The 17,463-nt window shown below is 30.4% G+C and carries 20 protein-coding genes; 16 read left to right on the top strand and 4 right to left on the bottom strand.

What is annotated here, in order from left to right:
* Positions 1-2 precede the first annotated feature (2 nt).
* Entirely contained in the window at positions 3-644 is a 642-nt protein-coding gene (locus H0I23_RS03255; RefSeq protein WP_216785038.1) for a CoA pyrophosphatase, read from the bottom strand.
* A gap of 46 nt (positions 645-690) precedes the next feature.
* Here H0I23_RS03255 and H0I23_RS03250 point away from each other — a divergent pair, with 46 nt between their 5' ends.
* Entirely contained in the window at positions 691-1,350 is a 660-nt protein-coding gene (locus tag H0I23_RS03250; protein WP_254073643.1) for a peptidylprolyl isomerase, read from the top strand.
* On the opposite strand, the gene H0I23_RS03245 is transcribed toward H0I23_RS03250, so the two are convergent.
* Positions 1,343-1,951: a trimeric intracellular cation channel family protein gene (locus H0I23_RS03245; RefSeq protein WP_216785036.1), complete on the bottom strand. Its 609-nt coding sequence runs from the start codon at positions 1,949-1,951 to the stop codon at positions 1,343-1,345. The genes H0I23_RS03250 and H0I23_RS03245 overlap by 8 nt on opposite strands.
* A gap of 4 nt (positions 1,952-1,955) precedes the next feature.
* On the bottom strand, positions 1,956-2,675 hold the full coding sequence (locus tag H0I23_RS03240) for an RDD family protein (RefSeq protein WP_216785035.1): 720 nt from the start codon (positions 2,673-2,675) through the stop codon (positions 1,956-1,958).
* Between the two features lie 33 nt (positions 2,676-2,708).
* Between H0I23_RS03240 and H0I23_RS03235 the strand changes: the two genes are divergently transcribed.
* The 15 genes from H0I23_RS03235 to H0I23_RS03165 all read left to right on the top strand — a co-directional run bounded on the left by H0I23_RS03235 (position 2,709) and on the right by H0I23_RS03165 (position 16,750).
* Positions 2,709-3,674 carry a stage II sporulation protein M gene (locus tag H0I23_RS03235; RefSeq protein WP_216785034.1) on the top strand — a complete coding sequence of 322 codons (966 nt, stop codon included), beginning with the start codon at positions 2,709-2,711 and terminating at the stop codon, positions 3,672-3,674.
* The gene (locus H0I23_RS03230) at positions 3,667-4,566 is read left to right on the top strand and encodes a hypothetical protein (RefSeq protein WP_216785033.1); all 900 of its coding nucleotides are present in this window, start codon (positions 3,667-3,669) and stop codon (positions 4,564-4,566) included. Before H0I23_RS03235 ends, H0I23_RS03230 begins: the two co-directional genes overlap by 8 nt.
* 2 nt (positions 4,567-4,568) lie before the next feature.
* Positions 4,569-5,321 (top strand): DUF4129 domain-containing protein, encoded by a 753-nt coding sequence (locus H0I23_RS03225; RefSeq protein ID WP_216785032.1) that lies wholly within the window; start codon positions 4,569-4,571, stop codon positions 5,319-5,321.
* Positions 5,314-6,528 (top strand): DUF4350 domain-containing protein, encoded by a 1,215-nt coding sequence (locus H0I23_RS03220; protein ID WP_216785031.1) that lies wholly within the window; start codon positions 5,314-5,316, stop codon positions 6,526-6,528. The genes H0I23_RS03225 and H0I23_RS03220 overlap by 8 nt, the downstream gene beginning before the upstream one ends.
* Positions 6,518-7,516, top strand: a complete 999-nt coding sequence (locus H0I23_RS03215) for a MoxR family ATPase (protein ID WP_216785030.1) — start codon at positions 6,518-6,520, stop codon at positions 7,514-7,516. Before H0I23_RS03220 ends, H0I23_RS03215 begins: the two co-directional genes overlap by 11 nt.
* A 91-nt stretch (positions 7,517-7,607) precedes the next feature.
* Positions 7,608-8,939, top strand: a complete 1,332-nt coding sequence (locus H0I23_RS03210) for a DUF58 domain-containing protein (protein WP_216785029.1) — start codon at positions 7,608-7,610, stop codon at positions 8,937-8,939.
* Between the two features lie 293 nt (positions 8,940-9,232).
* The gene (locus tag H0I23_RS03205) at positions 9,233-9,466 is read left to right on the top strand and encodes a GTP-binding protein LepA (protein WP_216785028.1); all 234 of its coding nucleotides are present in this window, start codon (positions 9,233-9,235) and stop codon (positions 9,464-9,466) included.
* A gap of 211 nt (positions 9,467-9,677) precedes the next feature.
* Positions 9,678-10,310: a hypothetical protein gene (locus tag H0I23_RS03200; RefSeq protein WP_216785027.1), complete on the top strand. Its 633-nt coding sequence runs from the start codon at positions 9,678-9,680 to the stop codon at positions 10,308-10,310.
* A gap of 47 nt (positions 10,311-10,357) precedes the next feature.
* Entirely contained in the window at positions 10,358-11,056 is a 699-nt protein-coding gene (locus H0I23_RS03195) for a hypothetical protein (protein WP_216785026.1), read from the top strand.
* A gap of 98 nt (positions 11,057-11,154) precedes the next feature.
* Positions 11,155-12,999, top strand: coding sequence for a hypothetical protein (locus H0I23_RS03190; protein ID WP_216785025.1), 1,845 nt, complete (start codon positions 11,155-11,157; stop codon positions 12,997-12,999).
* 112 nt (positions 13,000-13,111) lie between these two features.
* Positions 13,112-14,443 carry a hypothetical protein gene (locus tag H0I23_RS03185; protein WP_216785024.1) on the top strand — a complete coding sequence of 444 codons (1,332 nt, stop codon included), beginning with the start codon at positions 13,112-13,114 and terminating at the stop codon, positions 14,441-14,443.
* A 79-nt stretch (positions 14,444-14,522) separates the two neighbouring features.
* On the top strand, positions 14,523-14,981 hold the full coding sequence (locus H0I23_RS03180) for a tol-pal system YbgF family protein (protein ID WP_216785023.1): 459 nt from the start codon (positions 14,523-14,525) through the stop codon (positions 14,979-14,981).
* 87 nt (positions 14,982-15,068) lie between these two features.
* Positions 15,069-15,380 (top strand): DUF2185 domain-containing protein, encoded by a 312-nt coding sequence (locus H0I23_RS03175; RefSeq protein ID WP_216785022.1) that lies wholly within the window; start codon positions 15,069-15,071, stop codon positions 15,378-15,380.
* A gap of 3 nt (positions 15,381-15,383) precedes the next feature.
* On the top strand, positions 15,384-15,809 hold the full coding sequence (locus tag H0I23_RS03170; RefSeq protein ID WP_216785021.1) for a hypothetical protein: 426 nt from the start codon (positions 15,384-15,386) through the stop codon (positions 15,807-15,809).
* A gap of 149 nt (positions 15,810-15,958) precedes the next feature.
* Positions 15,959-16,750: an aspartate dehydrogenase domain-containing protein gene (locus H0I23_RS03165; RefSeq protein WP_216785020.1), complete on the top strand. Its 792-nt coding sequence runs from the start codon at positions 15,959-15,961 to the stop codon at positions 16,748-16,750.
* A 248-nt stretch (positions 16,751-16,998) separates the two neighbouring features.
* On the opposite strand, the gene H0I23_RS03160 is transcribed toward H0I23_RS03165, so the two are convergent.
* Positions 16,999-17,217, bottom strand: a complete 219-nt coding sequence (locus H0I23_RS03160) for a hypothetical protein (RefSeq protein ID WP_216785019.1) — start codon at positions 17,215-17,217, stop codon at positions 16,999-17,001.
* Positions 17,218-17,463 lie beyond the last annotated feature (246 nt).

The following is a 17,463-nucleotide window of genomic DNA, read 5'->3' as shown; positions in this document are numbered from 1 at the left end:
GATTAAAGTACTTGTTTCACTAGGTCTTTTACCTCACTAAGCATCATTGCTGTTGCTCCCCAAACTGTGTAACCATTTAATATAAAGGCTGGTACATCAATTTTATCAGCATAAGAGGTTTTCATTTTTTTGTTAAAAATAAGGTCATCGTTAAGAAAATCGACCAAAGGAACCTCTACTAAAGCCGCTACTTCATCTTCTTGAATGATAAATGGAATCGGTTTTTTATACAAACCAATGTATGGTTGTACCTCAAAATTACTTGGTGGAATATAAATAGAGGTTAAACTTTTTAACACCTCAATAGCTGAAGGCTGTACCCCTACTTCTTCATAAGTTTCACGCAATGCTGTCTCTAATAAATCAACATCTTCTTTTTCTACTTTCCCACCCGGAAAACCAATTTGGTTAGAATGTACACCTTTGTAGGTTTTTCGCAAAATCAATAATAAAGTTGTAGAATTTGACGCATTCGGATAAAAAAGTGTCATAACTGCAGCTTTTCTAGGGTTTAAATATCTTTTATTGATATCTTTCAAATCCTCAACCCTTTCTAAAGGAGCCATTTTATATTGAGATTCGACCCCTGGAAGCGGTAGATTTTTTATTTTTGAAATTCGTTTAGTAAAATCGTCAAAATTCATGATTCGTTTTAAAACCTCTTTTTTTATTTTTTTTGCAATAATTGTAATGCTCTCTTGCAAAGATACAGCAACCAATAAAAAACAAGATACAACTGTTGTTAAAACAGAGAAGGATAGTGTTAAAACAGATTCTGTAGCTGTAAAAGAAGAACCGTTTGTTTTAGATGAAGAAAATGCAATTCCATTTTTCTTTGAATATGCTAAAACCAACACTGATGATAAAGTAAAAATAACAACTACTTTAGGTAGCTTTACCTTACAATTGTATGATAATGTACCATATCACAAAGCCAATTTCATCTATTTAACTAAAAAAAAGTATTTTGATAATACTCAGTTTCATCGTGTTGTAAAAGATTTTATCATTCAAGGTGGTAATTCTGATGATAGAATAACGGGACAAAAAAGACAAGATTTAGGCAGGTACTTATTACCGCCCGATACTCGTAAAGGGCACAGACACCACCGTGGCACAATTTCTATGCCTAGTAGTGATAGAGATAACCCTCATAAATTAGCTTCTCCGTTTGAGTTTTTTATTGTGGTTACAAAACCAGGCTCTTATCATTTAGATTCTAATTTTACACCTTTTGGTAAAGTTATAGAAGGTATGGATGTTGTTGATTTAATTAATAGTCAACCTATTGATGATGGTGATTGGCCAATGCAAAACATATACATTTTAAAAGCAGAAGTTGTTAAATAGCTTTATAAATATTTGGCAAGGCAATTTTAAACCGAACAGCTAATAAGCGAATACCGATAACAATACAGATACCACCAACATAAGGGTAAGCTTCATTTACGGGCAATTTTTCTAATAAAAAATAACCAATACCGCCTAAAATACAAGCGGTTGCATATACTTCTTTTCTAAATATTACCGGAATTTCATTACACAAAATATCACGAATAACACCTCCAAAACTAGCTGTAATAGTACCTAAACCTACACACATTACAGGTGATAGCCCTATCGCTAATCCTTTTTGAACACCCACCATTGTATATAAGCCTACACCAATAGTATCAAACAAAAAAAGTGACTTTCGCACATATTTTAATTTATCTCTAAACACTACTGAAAACACTACCGCACCTAAAATTGTTGTTGGGTACACCATTTCTTGCAACCAAAAAACAGGTGTATTTCCAATAAGTACATCTCGCAAACTACCTCCACCAACTGAGGTTACGAAGGCAATTATAAATACACCAAAAATATCTAATCTTTTATCCATAGCAACCATTACGCCTGAAATGGCGAAAGCTACTGTACCTAAAATATCAATTGTAAAATAAAACATAAAACTACTGCTGTGTATAGTAATTAAAATCATTGATTACTACATCAACAAATTCTATGGGTTTCATATCCGAAACTATACCTGTTACTTCTTTTATACGAATGTTCAAAGATACAATTACGTTATGATCTCCACTACGTTTAGCCGACTCAAAAAGGTTTTTTATGGTTTGCATTTCGTTATCTTTAAAAACGGTTACTTGTGGAAATTTAGGGGTGTAACCTTCTGGTATATCTCGCACCAAAGTATCGCGTAAACTTATTTTTTGCTTTTCACTAACAACAGTTGTACCTGCTGCAACATCACCTAAACGCTGCCCATTACCACGCCATAAAATTGTAAGTACAGCAACACCTCCCATACTAAATGATATGTCTACCATGCGCATTACCCAACGTATAAAAAAGCTAGAAAAGCTCGGTTTAGAACCATCTAATTTTACAACTCTAATTTTTAAAGCACTTTTACCTGGAGTTTTACCATTATTAAACATTTCAAAAAGTAAATAATATAAAAAAATAGGCAAGCCTAAAAGCAATTGAATTGTCCAACTATCCCGACCTGCAATCTCCAAATCTAGTAGAGACAATAGTATCAAAATAGCAATTACATAAAAAATAATAATTAATAGATCTAACAAATAAGCAAGCAGCCGATCACCTAAATGAGCCGAATTTTGATTGATACTAATATTTTGAGCGGTTTCTATTTGAAATTGTTCCATATTTTAGTTTCTTTGAGTAAAACCCTGAGGTTTATGCGTGAAGCTGCTTTCGTAAAGCAAAATAAAGAAAAATGGAGTACTTTCGAAAGTGTTCTAAATAATACAACAGAAATAAATCCTGATGAACTTTCTGATCTGTATATCGAAATTACAGACCATTTAAGTTATGCGAAAACATTCTATCCGAACAGTAATACCCAAAAATTTTTAAATGCATTAGCTTCTAAAGCACACTTACAAATATATAAGACAAAACGAGAATCTAAAAACCGTATTGTACAGTTTTGGAAAATAGAATTTCCAACGCTTTTTTACAATTACCACAGAGAGCTTTTAATTGCTTTTTTAGTATTTGCCCTTTTTACAATTATTGGTGCTTTTTCTGCTGCTAATGATGGCGATTTTGTTCGTTCAATTTTAGGAGATCAGTATATAAATATGACTCTTGATAATATTGAAGAAAATGACCCGATGAAGGTGTATAAAGAACAAGGTGAGTTTAATATGTTTTTAGGCATTACCATTAATAATATTAAAGTTTCTATTGTAGCTTTTTTATACGGTATTTTATTAGGTATAGGTACAATTTACATATTGTTACAAAACGGATTAATGCTTGGTAGTTTTCAGTACTTTTTTATTGAAAAAGGACTCGGATGGGAATCTATGCGAACCATTTGGATACATGGTACAATTGAAATATCAGTTATCATTATCGCAGGTTGTTCTGGTTTAGTACTTGCCAACGGCTTATTTTTTCCCGGTACCTACTCCCGCTTAGAAGCCTTTAAAAGAAGTACTAAAAATGGCGCTAAAATTTTAATTAGTACCATTCCATTTTTTATAATTGCAGGCTTTTTAGAAGGTTTTGTTACTAGACATACCGAAATGCCTGACTGGCTAGCCATTTTAATAATTGCGAGCTCATTAGCACTAATTTTATTTTATTACGTTATATATCCAATTAAAATTCATAAAAAAACCATTTTAAATGATTAATCAACCAGAATATATTGAACTTAAAAAAAAACGCGAATTAGGTGATATTTTAACTGATACTTTTGCTTTTTTAAGATCACAGTTTAAGCCTTTTTTAACTACATTTTTAAAAATTGTTGGCCCTTATCTAATCACTGCATTAGTGTGTATGGGTTTTTATTTTTCAACATTCGAATCCGTGATTAATGCCACGGCCTATGGTTCTCAAGATTTATCTTTCGACAGTTATAACCCTATTCTTCTTTTTGTATTTTTAATCGTATTTGTTTTTTCTGCATTAGCTGCATATGTAATGTCGCAAGCAACGACACTGTTTTATCTAAAATCGTATGCCGAAAATAATGGTGTTGCTAATTTTGAAGAAATAAGACGCAACGTGTATAAAAAGTTTTGGAGTTTTATTGGGTTAGGTATTCTTGTTGGCCTATCAGTCGGTATTGGTATGATGGTTTGTTGTATTCCTGGTATTTTTCTATACGTACCGTTATCAATAAGTTTTGCTATCATGGTTTTTACTGGTAGAGGCGTTACCGATTCTTTCGGGTATAGTTTTGATTTGGTAAAAGATAATTGGTGGATGACTTTTGCTACCATTTTTGTAATAACAATTATTGTAACTATTGCGAGTTATGCTTTTCAAATACCCGTTGCAATTTATCAAATGGCTAATATTGGTTTTGATGCATATGAGTTAGATGCTGAAGCTAACGTTGCTAGTTTTATAGACCCTATTTATATTACATTAAACTTAATTGCTACACTTGCTCAGTACTTACTTAATGTTATTTCAGTTACTGCTATAGCGCTTATTTATTTTAACTTAAACGAAGTAAAAAATAATGAAGGTACTTTAGAGCGTATTCAAAACTTAGGAGGTAATTTAGAAGACTAATAATGCACAAATTTCTTCTTGTTTTATCTTTTTTATCGGTTTGCTTGTGCTCTATTTATGGGCAGCAAGACTCACTTGCTATACAATATGATAAAGCAGAGATAGAACGTTTTGAAATTCATGAAGATGATCTTAGTACCTATCGAAACGACTCTAAATATAATTATGAAGAAAAGAGTAAAACCGTTGATGAAGGTTCTAATTTCTTAGATGAAATTTGGCAATGGATTATAAAGCAAATCAGTCGCTTTTTTGAGTGGATTGTAGGTGTAGATGCTGCACCACATTATATTTCATATTTCTTGAAATTTATTCCATATATATTATTAGGCATTCTTTTGTTTTTAATTGTCTGGTGGGTATTAAAAATCAATATTCGAAACCAGAAAAAAGCAGAAAAAAATTGGAATACCGTTAATTTAACTGAAGAAGAAAACATCATTAAAAATAAAAATATCGACCTGTTAATTCAAGAGGCTTTAGATAGTCAAAATTACAGATTAGCAGTTCGGTATTATTACCTATTAATTTTAAAGCTTTTAGGTGAAAAAGAATTTATTGATTGGGAACCTCATAAAACAAATAGCGATTATTTATACGAAATTGAAAAACCAGCGTTAAAAACTCCGTTTGCTGAAATTACACGATCGTATGATTATATATGGTATGGCGACTTTACTATTGATGAAATTAAATACAAAAAAGTAGCAATAGCTTTCGATTCACTTAAAAACACTCTTAGAAAAAATGCGTAAAAAGGGTACTATATATTTTATAATCGGAGCAATTGCATTGGCCTTATTGTTATTTTTAGAATACAATAAAAAAAAAGAAATCAACTGGTTTCCTTCGTATGTTACGCACCACAAAATACCTTTCGGAACTAAAGTTTTGATGGATATTTTAGAGCTTAAGTTTACATCTACTACCCTAGTTGAAAAACCTCCGTTCGAGTTTTTACCGACTAATGATGATGTGGGTAGCACGTATCTATTTATAAATGAAAATGTTGCATTCGGAAAAACAGAACTTGATGATGCTTTAAGTTGGGCCGCAAAAGGCAATACACTTTTTATAGCCTCAACAAGTTTCGAAGATCGCTTGTTAGATACCTTACACCTAAAAACAGCTTCGTTGTATGGCGATGAAGGTTTGCAACATCAATTCAACTACAAACTCGTAAACAAGAAGTTAAACTCTAAAAAAAGCTATTCGTATAAAAAAGATTATAACAGCTTATACTTTAGTAAAATAGACACGTTACAAACTGTTATTTTGGGTGAAGTTACCAACACATCTGAAGGAAAAAAATCAACAAATACAAATATTAGTACCATACAGCAAAAATTTGGCGACGGTACAATTATACTAACTACATTCCCAAAAGCTTTTACCAATTACTTTATTTTAAAAGATCAAAATAAAGATTATACCGCAGGCTTATTATCATACATTAATAATGATAACCCTTTGTATATTGATGCTTACTATAAAAGCGGAAAAACGTATTACACCTCTCCATTATACCTATTTTTAAGTAATAAAGAGTTTAAATGGGCATACTATATTGTAATTATCGGCGCACTATTTTACGTCATTTTTGAAGGTAAACGCAAGCAACGAGCAATTGCAGTGCTAAAACCGTTAGAAAATCAGACTTTAGCTTTTACACGTACTATTGCCGATATGTATTATGAAAAAGGAGAAACAAAACCGATTGCCGAACATAAAATAACATACTTTTTAGAATACATAAGATCTTCTTTTTATTTAAAAACAGAAGAATGGAATACCGATTTCTACACCAACCTTGCATCACGTAGCAATCATACTCTAAGCGAGGTAGAATCACTTTTCAGTTATCTTCAAATAATAAAAAAAAGACATACACTTACTAATGAAGAGTTGCAAAAACTAAACACTTCAATAGAACAATTTAAATCGAAAGCACATGGAAAATAACGAGACACCAAATAACGACCTGAATTTTGATAATAGAATTCCGTTAGAAGATTTAAAAAATGCCGTACTAGAAATTAAAGCAGAGCTTGCTAAGGTTATTATAGGGCAAGAAAAATTTATCGACTTATTACTTGTTGCGCTATTAGTAGATGGTCATGTGCTAATTGAAGGTGTGCCTGGTATTGCTAAAACGGTTACCGCTAAGTTATTTGCTAAAACTTTAAAAACGGAGTTTAGCCGAATTCAATTTACGCCAGATTTAATGCCTAGTGATATTTTAGGAACTTCTATTTTTAACGTAAAATCGTCAGAATTTGAGTTTAAAAAAGGACCTGTTTTTTCTAATATTATATTGATTGATGAAATTAACCGTGCCCCTGCAAAAACACAAGCTGCCATGTTTGAAACTATGGAAGAAATGCAGGTTACTATGGATGGTACTACCTATTTAATGGATGCTCCTTTTATGGTTTTAGCAACACAAAACCCTATTGAGCAAGAAGGTACATATGCATTGCCTGAAGCTCAATTAGATCGTTTTTTATTCAAAATCAAAGTTGGGTATCCTACGTTAGAAGAAGAGGTGAAAATTATACAAACCCATCACCAACGTAAAGGTTCTAAACCACAAACCTTAATTAACCCAATACTTACGCCTGAACAATTAAAAGAGTTTAAAAGAAAAATACAAGACGTTATAGTTGAAGAAAAAATTATCCGCTATGTGGCTGAATTAATTTCTAGAACACGTAACCACCCACATTTATATTTAGGCGGATCGCCAAGAGCTAGTATTGCTGCCTTAAATTCTGCAAAAGCATTTGCAGCTATTGAGGGTCGCGATTTTGTAATGCCTACTGATGTTAAAAGAGCAATGGTACCAGTGCTTAATCACCGTATTATTTTAACTCCTGAGCGCGAAATGGAAGGTATGAGTACCGATAGTGTTATTAACATGATTGTTGACTCTGTTGAAGTACCAAGGTAAAATATATTTTTAGGGCAAAAACATCAATTGTATTGATGTTTTAATCTAAATCGAATGATTTTCATTCAAAAACAAGCAAAAAACAACGCAAATGAAATTTTTTAAATCATTTTTTATACACAATACCTTCTTTAGGTATCTAGCGTTTTTGGCTGCCCTATTCTTACTATCGTATTGGATAAAGGAAATTTACCCAATTGCATGGATTTCTACCTTTATATTAATCACCTTATTTTTTCTAGACCTATTTCTACTATATACAACTACAAATGGTATTGAGGCGAATAGGATTACTCCAAAAAAATTATCAAATAGCGATCATAATCCAATTATAATCAACTTTAAAAACAACTACGCTTTCAAAACCAATATTTCTATTATTGACGAATTGCCCGAGCAGTTTCAAAAGCGCGATTTTGAATACAAAACAAAACTTTTAAAAGGCGAAAAACGCAGTTATGAATATAGTGTTAGGCCTGTAGAACGTGGAGAATATACATTCGGAAATATAAATATTTTCACCGCTACCCTTCTCCAATTAGTACAGCGCAGGTATGTTTTTCAAAACAACCAAATGGCGCCTGTGTACCCGAGTATTATTCAAATGCAGCAGTACGATTTTATGGCTATGAATAATAACTTAACCGAATTCGGACTTAAAAAAATTAGAAGAATTGGGCATACACAAGAGTTTGAACAAATAAAAGACTACATACCTGGTGATGATATTAGAACCGTAAATTGGAAATCTACTGCCAAGCGAAACCAATTAATGGTAAACCAATATCAAGATGAAAAATCGCAACCTATATATTCTATTATTGACACAGGGCGTGTAATGAAAATGCCTTTTAAAGGGCTTAAATTATTAGATTATGCTATAAACTCATCTTTAGCATTCTCAAATGTTGCCTTAAAAAAGAACGATAAAACAGGTTTGGTTTCTTTCTCAAAAAAAATAGAAACCTTTTTACCTGCCGTACAAAAACTAACCTATTTAAATACCATACTCGAAAAGCTATACAACATTACCACAGCGTATACCGATTCTGATTTTGGCTTACTCTACGCACATATAAAGCGTAAAATAAATCAACGCAGTTTATTATTACTCTACACTAATTTTGAACATATTACGGCACTACGTAGGCAATTGCCTTTTTTAACTGCCATTTCAAAAAAACACGTATTGGTAGTTATATTTTTTGAAAACACTGAACTCGAAAATTTAATAGCAACTGATGCTGAAGATGTACAAGGTATTTACCATAAAACAATTGCCGAAAAATTTTCGTTAGATAAGCGATTAATGCAGAAAGAGCTGCAACAATATGGCATACAAACCATACTTACCAAGCCTGAACAGTTAACCGTAAATACCATCAATAAATATTTAGAAATTAAAGCACGAGGCATTATTTAATACTATATAATTCCTATACCCTAGTACAAATACCTGGCCTGAATAAAAAAACTACACTAGATACACAATATTTTAAAAATATATTAAATAACTATATATCAATATTTTACAACACATAAAACGCACCAAAAAAACAGCAACAGCCATAAATTAGCGTTATTTAAACGTAATACAAATACTACATTTGTGTATATCTTTTCTCAAATTTAATTTTAAAATAACATTGAAACAACTACCTTGGCGGCTTAGTATACTAACCAACCAAACTATAAAAATAAAAAACCTACTATCGTATGATGACTTACATTGCGCTCTATAAAGCAAAAAATCAAACCACGAAAACTACTGAACAATCTTGCTTTACTTGGCAACAAGAAAGCGGAGATATTGACACCGAAATGCTTACCCAAAAAATTAAGCGCGAGCGTTCATTACATTATTTTAACCTAATGGCAACTGAAGATTATCAGACCCAATTAGATGATATTATTGTTACAATTGAAAAAACAGATGTTTTTAGAGGATAATTCTTAATCTTAACTATTTTAAAAAATACTTAAACACGTTAAAACATGTTTTTTAACGTGTATTTTAAACCTTTCATAGAATTGTTCAAAATTCTTACATTTTATGTGGAAAACCACATTACCACTTATTCTTTTTCTGCTATTTTTAAACTTGAAAAATAAATACTACCCCTTATTTACATATACAGGTTACAATAAATAGTAAAGTTTCATGCAACAGTCCATTCATTCGGCTCCTTTAGCGTTAAAAAATATAATTGCAGGCGAAGACGTTGATTTTTTCATAAAATCGAAAAGAGATCAGCCTGCAAAACCATTTTACTTTCTGCTTATGTTTGGTTTTATATGGTTTGCTTTTACCAGCATTTTTATAGCCGCTTTTTTTGGTCCCTTATTTTTTGGTAACGAAATAAACTTTACCTCTAACGGTCAGCCCGTTACAGCAAGTTTTGATAATTATGAGCCTCTAATTTTCCCAGCTATTGTTAATGGCTTATTTGTATTGTTAGGTTTAGCATTTATAGGATCAGGCATTGCTAGCTTATTAAAAAAAGGAAGCTATTATGTAGGTACCGAAAAACGCTTGTTGAAATATAAAAATGGCGAATACTCCAGTTACAATTGGGATCAGTTTACAGGCAACATACATGTACATACCAAAAGCACAAACGGAAGTTTGCAATTAGAGTTACGAACCGGTAGCATGCGAAGCCGAAAAAACAAACCTTCGCAATATGTACCACACACCCTATATATTTCAGGCATACTCAATGCAACAAAAATAGAACACAAATGTAGCCTGCGCATAAAAGAAAATGACCCCATGCTCGCCATGGTGGTGTAGATAAAATAAATAATAAGTACGGATAGCCGTACGTTGTATGCAATACGATGAACGAAATAGCTAAAAAAATTCTCAATAATAAATCCGATTACAGAAGAAATCTTGAGTTTTTAGATTTAAAGTATAATGGATTATTTTCAAGAAAGCTAACTAAAGAAAAGAACGAAATTAATATTCTATCCCTCTTTTCTGAAATGGAATTTGGCTATGCCCTAAATCAATTGTTTTCAGAAGTCACTTATGAACCTAAGATAAATGGAAAAACCCCAGACTGGTTGGTTAAGTCTGAAAATCAAAATATCATATTTGAAGTGAAAAAAATAAACCCTATTGAGAAAGAACTAAATAATAGAATTAATCTATTTAAAAAAGATGAATATTTAGGAAATCAGCACGACTCATATGTTACTTCAATCAATAATTTTATTCCGCAAATCTCAAAAATCACAAACAAAGAAAAAACATACAGGGATTTAATTACAATGGATAACTACAAATTAATCATTTGCATTGATGTTATTAATTTGCAAAAAGATTTTATTACGGACAATGACTTAAAGGAATATTTAAACTTTGAAAGTAAATATTCAATTTTAAATGGTTATCGCGAATTTTGCGAAAACGTGGCTGGAATTATTGGAAAACCTATTTTTGGAAATACAGTATTCATTGAGAATAAAATAGGTAAATACAAGCTTAATGACAATAACTTGAGTATAATAAATACTGCATACAACAATGCCTAAACGTAATGCGGACTTTAGGGCTAAACTGAAAGGTCTGTGTATATTTATAAAGTCGCTAAATCTTTGGGATTTAGCTTTGAATAAGAAAAAACAAATAAATGAAATTAGAAAAGATATTAGATAAATTAGGGTCGTTAGAGAAAAATTCTTTTATAAAAATAATTGATACTATTATTTCTAAAAATCCTAAAAATGGTAAAGAAATTGAAAAAATACTGAGAGTTTCAGATAAAGGTTTAAAGTCTGTGGATAGTCAAAATGTATCTAATATTTTTAATTTAGTTTCATCTGAATTCACAGAATATATTAAGTGTGAGTTTCAAGAAGCCAACTCGCAGCTAGACATATTAATTGATATTATTATTAGAGACGGCAACTGTATTATAAAACAAGACTGGTTTTCAAGATTATATGAAACTGAAATTAAGCATCTAAAAAGTAAAACAAAATTACTTAATACTGAATTAGAAAACGATAAATCTGAATTAAGTGAGTCAAGAAAAAGAGATTTTCGTATTTATAAAGGGTGTTTAACAACTGCTTATAAAAATGATATTGATAATAATAGAGAAGCTAAAATAACTGATGATGAGCTAACTATTATATTAACTCTTGCTAAGCAACTTGGCTTATCTCAAGAAGATGTTAAGCTAATTAATTACAGTATTCTACCAATTAATAAAGCTGACATACAAGATGTTATTAATAATTTAAAAACCCTTGGCGTTGTGTTCTTTTCTAAAAAAGAAAATACAATTTATATAGCTGATGAAATGGTAAGACTTTTAAGAAAAGTTCGTAAAAAAGATGTAGGTGAGAAATTTTACAGACGAACTCTAAAATTATTAAGAGAGCCGATTATTAATCAAATATCTAAAGAGCATAGTATTGACAGAAAATTACCTCTTTCAGAAAAAATAGAAGAAATTATTAATGAAGGTATTTCTTTTAATGATTTACTATCGAATGAAATATATAAACCTGGAATTACACTTACTGAAAAAAAGAAGACATTAAATGAGCTTTGCGAGAAAGGTCTTAATATAACAAATCTTAGAGGTAGTACCCTCGAAGAGAAAATAAGTAGTTTAATAGAACATTTTGAAAATGTTGAAAAAGATGAAAAAGTAGGTATTTCTATAGATGGTTTTGATAAAATGTTATCCGAATTAAATCAATCATTACCTAAATTAAACAAAGACTTAAAGAATCAATTTGAGTTGCAAGATGAATATGTTTTAAATGCTGATTTTTTACTTGATTATAATATTAAACCAAGGGACATTTTAGATTTAATAACTCAACCTGATTTGACAAAATTTATTAAAGACAATGGTATAAAACAACGAGGTGATGATATATTGAACATACTTGAGCATTACAAAGATGTTGAGAATTTGTATCTAGAAAATTATGTCAATGTTGGATATCGAAACTTAAATTTATTGAAAGAAAATGGAATCTTAGTAAAGGAAAGTGAATTAGGCTTAAAGTTTGAAGAACTAACAAAAACCATTTTTAAATCATTAGGTTTTAACGTAGATGAAGATTTCAAAAAACAACTTAATACTCAAAAGGATATGATGGATATTCTTTTAAACCTAGGTAATAATGAAATAATAATCGTAGAATGTAAAACTGTTAAAGAAAAAGGATATAATAAATTTAGCACAGTATCTAGACAATTAAAATCCTATCAAAATTTAGCGCTAAAAAATGATTTAAGAATAGTTAAAATATTACTTATTGCTCCTGAATTTAGTGACGATTTTGTTACAGATTGTGAAATGGATATCGATATGAATTTATCGTTAATTACTGCTTCTACACTATCCAATATTTTAGAAGGGTTTAAAACATCAAGATATACTGAATTTCCTCATGTTTTATTTAGGGATATTATAATTAATGAAGAGAGAATTGTGAAAGCATTAAATAAATAAAAATTATAATAAACCGAAGCAAAAGGCCTAACCTGCCCTACTTGCCATAGCCGAGCCGTTGGCAGTAATTTAAGAACTTTCGGAAAATAAAACCTGACACAAAAAAATATTGATGCAAAAAACCATTTTATTACTACTAGTGTTTCAATTTCAATCTGTTTTAGGGCAAAAAACTTTAGAACAACTTATAAACGAAACACCATTTTCTACAGGCTATTATTCTCCTTTTAGTTATTATGATAGTGCAGAAAAAAAACAAGGGGTTTCTATACAAAAAGAAACTAATGTTTTAAAAAGATTAAAACTAAAACCCTTAAAACATAGCGAATATTATATTACAGGTAAGTATGAAATAAATAACTTAATTGTACTTTTCTTCTCAGAATATTGGGATACTGAAGATATTCATTTTGCTATACTTCTAGACAAATCGTTGCATATCATAGATAGAATTGATGAAACAGCTTATGATAATGCTGAAGGTTTTTATGGTGTAAACTCATGGATTGACTATAATATTATAACCATCAATACTCATAACATATATAACAAACCAGAGTATGTTATAAAGAAATACTCAATTACAAATAAGGGTTTTAAACAAATAAAAAATCAGGTGATTATAAAAACACCGTCAGGAATTAAAATACGTAATAAACCAACAACTCAAAGTGCTTTAATAGCAAAAGCAGCTAATTTAAAAGTTTTTGATTACTTGTCCATCGATGGGAATATAGATTCTACATCAGTATTTGATAACGGGAAATATCTAAAAAATTACTGGTTAAAAATTGCAACAAAAGATTCATTACAACAATTAGGATATGTTTTTGGTGCTTTTGCAAAAAGACACATTGAAATAATTACTAACGATTATAAAGTGATTATTGATGAAATTTCAAAAGAAGATTTTAATACAGCAGAACACCATAAAAAAAGCAAGCCTTATGCCGAAAAAATAACAGACATTAAAAAAATTGAAACAATTTTAAAAAATCAATTGATTGGAGAAACCCATGAAAATGGTTATTACAATATAAAAAAAATACTAACAGATAATGGTAAAAAAATTAGTTCTTATCTTGATGAATGTGGAATTATTGCATATTACCCACAGTACCATTATTTGTTACTAGAATGCGGTCATTCTTCAGATTATTTAATAAAATTAAAAAATGGAGAAGATGATATTAACCGAATAGGGAACCCAGACTACTACACGCCATCTCCACAAAACACGTTTCGGTTTAATGGATATTATAGTGGACAATCTAATGTTCATTTTTTAGAAAAAAACATTATAAACGATGAACCAGAGTATATGCTTAGTATGTCAAGTATCTTAGCGCTGGACTATATTGAAAATTATTTTTGGATAGATGACACCACTATGTTTCTGAAAATTGAAAAAATATATTATAAAATGAAACTACAAGAAATTTAAATAATAAAGCAAATAATTATATTATAAATACTGCCAACAAAGAACTGAGGTAAAACCAAATAACCTTAAAAAAAAGCAAATGGAAGAACTTGACGACGAACTACTTTTAAAAATTCAAAAACTATCAGAGCAAGGTGATGCTTTAGCTGAAGATGGTAAGTTTAGCGAAGCCCTTTCCTTTTATTGGGATGCTTATGATACTATACCCAAACCAAAAACTGAATGGGAAGCTACTACTTGGCTATTAGCAGCTATTGGTGATGCTAATTTTTTAAGTGCCGATTTTGAAGCTGGTATGCAAAACCTTAGTAATGCCATGCACTGCCCTAATGCTATAGGCAATCCGTTTTTACATTTAAGACTTGGCCAATGTCAGTTTGAGTTAGGTAATTTAGATAGAGCCGCTAATGAGCTTACTAGAGCGTATGCCTTAGAAGGTGAAGAATTATTTGCTGACGATGACACAAAATATTTTGAATTTTTGAAAACTAAAATTAAACTAGAAAAGCCAAAGAAAAAACCTTGGTGGAAGTTTTAAGAAATGTAAAACCTGAATTTAAAGCTGTTGATTGGCAGCCAATTACCCATATAATTAATTGGAAAAAATTTTAAGATATTGACTACTATGAGAGAGTTTAGTGTAGAAAACTTCCCAAATATTGGTGCTGTGATGTGTTCTAAAATGATTGCCGACGAAAAGTATAAGCCTTTATTTATATTCAGAGAAAAACCAACAAATGAAAATGACAGTGGGTGGCGTTTGTTTTCAGGTTTTGAAAGCGATGAATATTCTAATAATGCTGATAACTTTGGTATTTACGATCCCAAAACTATTTTAAAAATAGACGATTCATTTTCTTCTTTACTACTATACAAAGGAGTTGGTAGTGTTTGGGAAAGAAAACCAAATACTGAATGGGAAGAAGTTTTTGATTAGCCCTTGGAAGATGATTTTATAATTGAACATCAGTTAACAGACAACTGGAGATTAACTATTAATAATTTATTCGACAGAAAAAAGGAAGATGATGCGCTTATGTACACAACCAATGATAAAACATTACGCATGAACGTCTGGAACTATCCTGACAAAACCAAAGACGAAATTTTAGAAGATAAAAAGGCTGAAATAAAAGAAAGAAATTCAGATAATGAGATTATAAAAAAATATGAGCTTGACCAAGGTAACCGAATAAAAGTTGGTTATCATATAAAAGAATATGACCAGCAAAAAGATATAACGTATAATTTAATTTGTGGCTTTTGTATTGCAGATAATGAGGTGCTACAAACCTTTTTTTATTTTGATGATGAAAAAGATTTAGAATGGGCTTTAAATACTTGGAAACAGATAACATATAAATAACAAGCATTTTTATTGAGAAAAACAGTCTTGTTTTAGACTTATAGAATGCTATTATCTCATTTTCAACCCTTTAATTACTCACAGTTTCAATTAAATATTTTGTTCTAAATTTGACTATAATATTTTAGTCAAATAATAAAATTCAACTTGTGAAAATAGCTATAATAGGTTTTGGAAATATTGGTAAATATCTTGCAAATTGGGTTATTAATGAGCCTAGTTTTGAATTAAGCTATGTAATAGCGAGAAGGGATATTAATGAAGAGGATTTTGATTTTAAAAATCAACCTACAAAAATCAGAAAAGAGATTACTTCTGATATAATTAACGATGTTGATATTATTATTGAATGTGCAAATAAAGATGTTGTTACGCAGCTATTAAAATTTGATGAAATAGACCGTACTGGTCTTAAATTAATTGTAATTAGTACAGGCGGCCTTTACCAAAATAAAGCAATTTTAAACACATTGAAAAAATGTGAAGTAATCTTACCTGTAGGTGCTATTGCAGGACTTGATGCTATAAAGGCTGTAAATGATGAAATTACTTCTATTAAATTAAAAACGACCAAACACCCTAAAAGCTTAGAAGGAGCACCGTTTTTTGACACTTCAGAAATTGACTTATCTGCAATTAATACGACTCAAACTATTTGGGAAGGTGAAGTAAGTGAAGCTGTAAGTTTATTTCCGAAAAATATAAATGTGGGTGCAAGTATTTATTTTGCATCTAAATGTGAGAATTTAACGATACAAATAGTTGCTGACCCTAATGCTACTAGCAATATGCATGAGATAACTTGTGAAGGTGATTTTGGAAAAATTTATACTCGTACCGAGAATAAACCAAGTCCTGATAATCCGAAAACAAGTTTCTTAGCGGTTAAAAGTGTGGTTAGTATACTTAGAAATATGAATTCTAGTATTAAAATTAACTAAAGCTATTTTGTAAGGTATGGGAAGTAAATTTCCCATGCTTTCTTTTTTTCTCTACCCTATACAACAGCTAAACTCTCTATTGTACGTTCAGTCTCTAGAATGATATTACAAATTTTATTTTTGCTTTAAAAGTGAATGACTAAATAGAACTATAAACAGAGGTTTTAACGTATACTTTTATTGAGAATGGAAAGGCTAAATAGTTAAAGAAGTTTTCAGATTATAAAATAATGTACTCGTTGTTTTAATTAAGATAATTTAGCTTTGTTTGCTTTCGTAGTAAAATTCAATTCTTTTTTAATTCTTGAATTTTTAAACTTGTATAAACGTGCTGTTGAAGTTTCGTAACTAGTTTCTATAACAATAGTTTTTGGTGCAGTTTCAACTTTCACTTCTTTTGCTGCGTCTTGTGCTTGAGTAGTTACTCCGATAAAGATAAAAAAGATAGTGATTAATAAAGTTTTCATGTCTTGCGTTTTGTTACACTTATATAACGCAGCACTTGTTGTTTTGGGTGGTTCTCATTCGGTAAACGACACTCTTTTTCGTTCTCTTGAAAAACATCTGTCAAGCGGTAAAACTACACCGATAAAGCGCATTTAAACGATTTACTGCGTATCGAAACTATGTGCATTTAATCGATAACTTAAAATAGTTCTCTTTTTAAACCACTCCTCTACACTACAATAAAGCGACTAGCGCTATTAAAAAAA

Source organism: Cellulophaga sp. HaHaR_3_176 (assembly GCF_019021925.1).
Classification (GTDB): domain Bacteria; phylum Bacteroidota; class Bacteroidia; order Flavobacteriales; family Flavobacteriaceae; genus Cellulophaga.
Note: the sequence above shows the minus strand (reverse complement) of the source record. Positions and strands in the feature narration are given on the sequence as shown.

What these genes read in the sequence shown, in the direction of transcription:
- H0I23_RS03255 (WP_216785038.1), bottom strand. Translation starts at nt 644, where the DNA reads ATGAATTTTGACGATTTTACTAAACGAATTTCAAAAATAAAAAATCTA.
- H0I23_RS03250 (WP_254073643.1), top strand. Translation starts at nt 691, where the DNA reads ATGCTCTCTTGCAAAGATACAGCAACCAATAAAAAACAAGATACAACT.
- H0I23_RS03245 (WP_216785036.1), bottom strand. Translation starts at nt 1,951, where the DNA reads ATGTTTTATTTTACAATTGATATTTTAGGTACAGTAGCTTTCGCCATT.
- H0I23_RS03240 (WP_216785035.1), bottom strand. Translation starts at nt 2,675, where the DNA reads ATGGAACAATTTCAAATAGAAACCGCTCAAAATATTAGTATCAATCAA.
- H0I23_RS03235 (WP_216785034.1), top strand. Translation starts at nt 2,709, where the DNA reads ATGCGTGAAGCTGCTTTCGTAAAGCAAAATAAAGAAAAATGGAGTACT.
- H0I23_RS03230 (WP_216785033.1), top strand. Translation starts at nt 3,667, where the DNA reads ATGATTAATCAACCAGAATATATTGAACTTAAAAAAAAACGCGAATTA.
- H0I23_RS03225 (WP_216785032.1), top strand. Translation starts at nt 4,569, where the DNA reads ATGCACAAATTTCTTCTTGTTTTATCTTTTTTATCGGTTTGCTTGTGC.
- H0I23_RS03220 (WP_216785031.1), top strand. Translation starts at nt 5,314, where the DNA reads ATGCGTAAAAAGGGTACTATATATTTTATAATCGGAGCAATTGCATTG.
- H0I23_RS03215 (WP_216785030.1), top strand. Translation starts at nt 6,518, where the DNA reads ATGGAAAATAACGAGACACCAAATAACGACCTGAATTTTGATAATAGA.
- H0I23_RS03210 (WP_216785029.1), top strand. Translation starts at nt 7,608, where the DNA reads ATGAAATTTTTTAAATCATTTTTTATACACAATACCTTCTTTAGGTAT.
- H0I23_RS03205 (WP_216785028.1), top strand. Translation starts at nt 9,233, where the DNA reads ATGATGACTTACATTGCGCTCTATAAAGCAAAAAATCAAACCACGAAA.
- H0I23_RS03200 (WP_216785027.1), top strand. Translation starts at nt 9,678, where the DNA reads ATGCAACAGTCCATTCATTCGGCTCCTTTAGCGTTAAAAAATATAATT.
- H0I23_RS03195 (WP_216785026.1), top strand. Translation starts at nt 10,358, where the DNA reads ATGAACGAAATAGCTAAAAAAATTCTCAATAATAAATCCGATTACAGA.
- H0I23_RS03190 (WP_216785025.1), top strand. Translation starts at nt 11,155, where the DNA reads ATGAAATTAGAAAAGATATTAGATAAATTAGGGTCGTTAGAGAAAAAT.
- H0I23_RS03185 (WP_216785024.1), top strand. Translation starts at nt 13,112, where the DNA reads ATGCAAAAAACCATTTTATTACTACTAGTGTTTCAATTTCAATCTGTT.
- H0I23_RS03180 (WP_216785023.1), top strand. Translation starts at nt 14,523, where the DNA reads ATGGAAGAACTTGACGACGAACTACTTTTAAAAATTCAAAAACTATCA.
- H0I23_RS03175 (WP_216785022.1), top strand. Translation starts at nt 15,069, where the DNA reads ATGAGAGAGTTTAGTGTAGAAAACTTCCCAAATATTGGTGCTGTGATG.
- H0I23_RS03160 (WP_216785019.1), bottom strand. Translation starts at nt 17,217, where the DNA reads ATGAAAACTTTATTAATCACTATCTTTTTTATCTTTATCGGAGTAACT.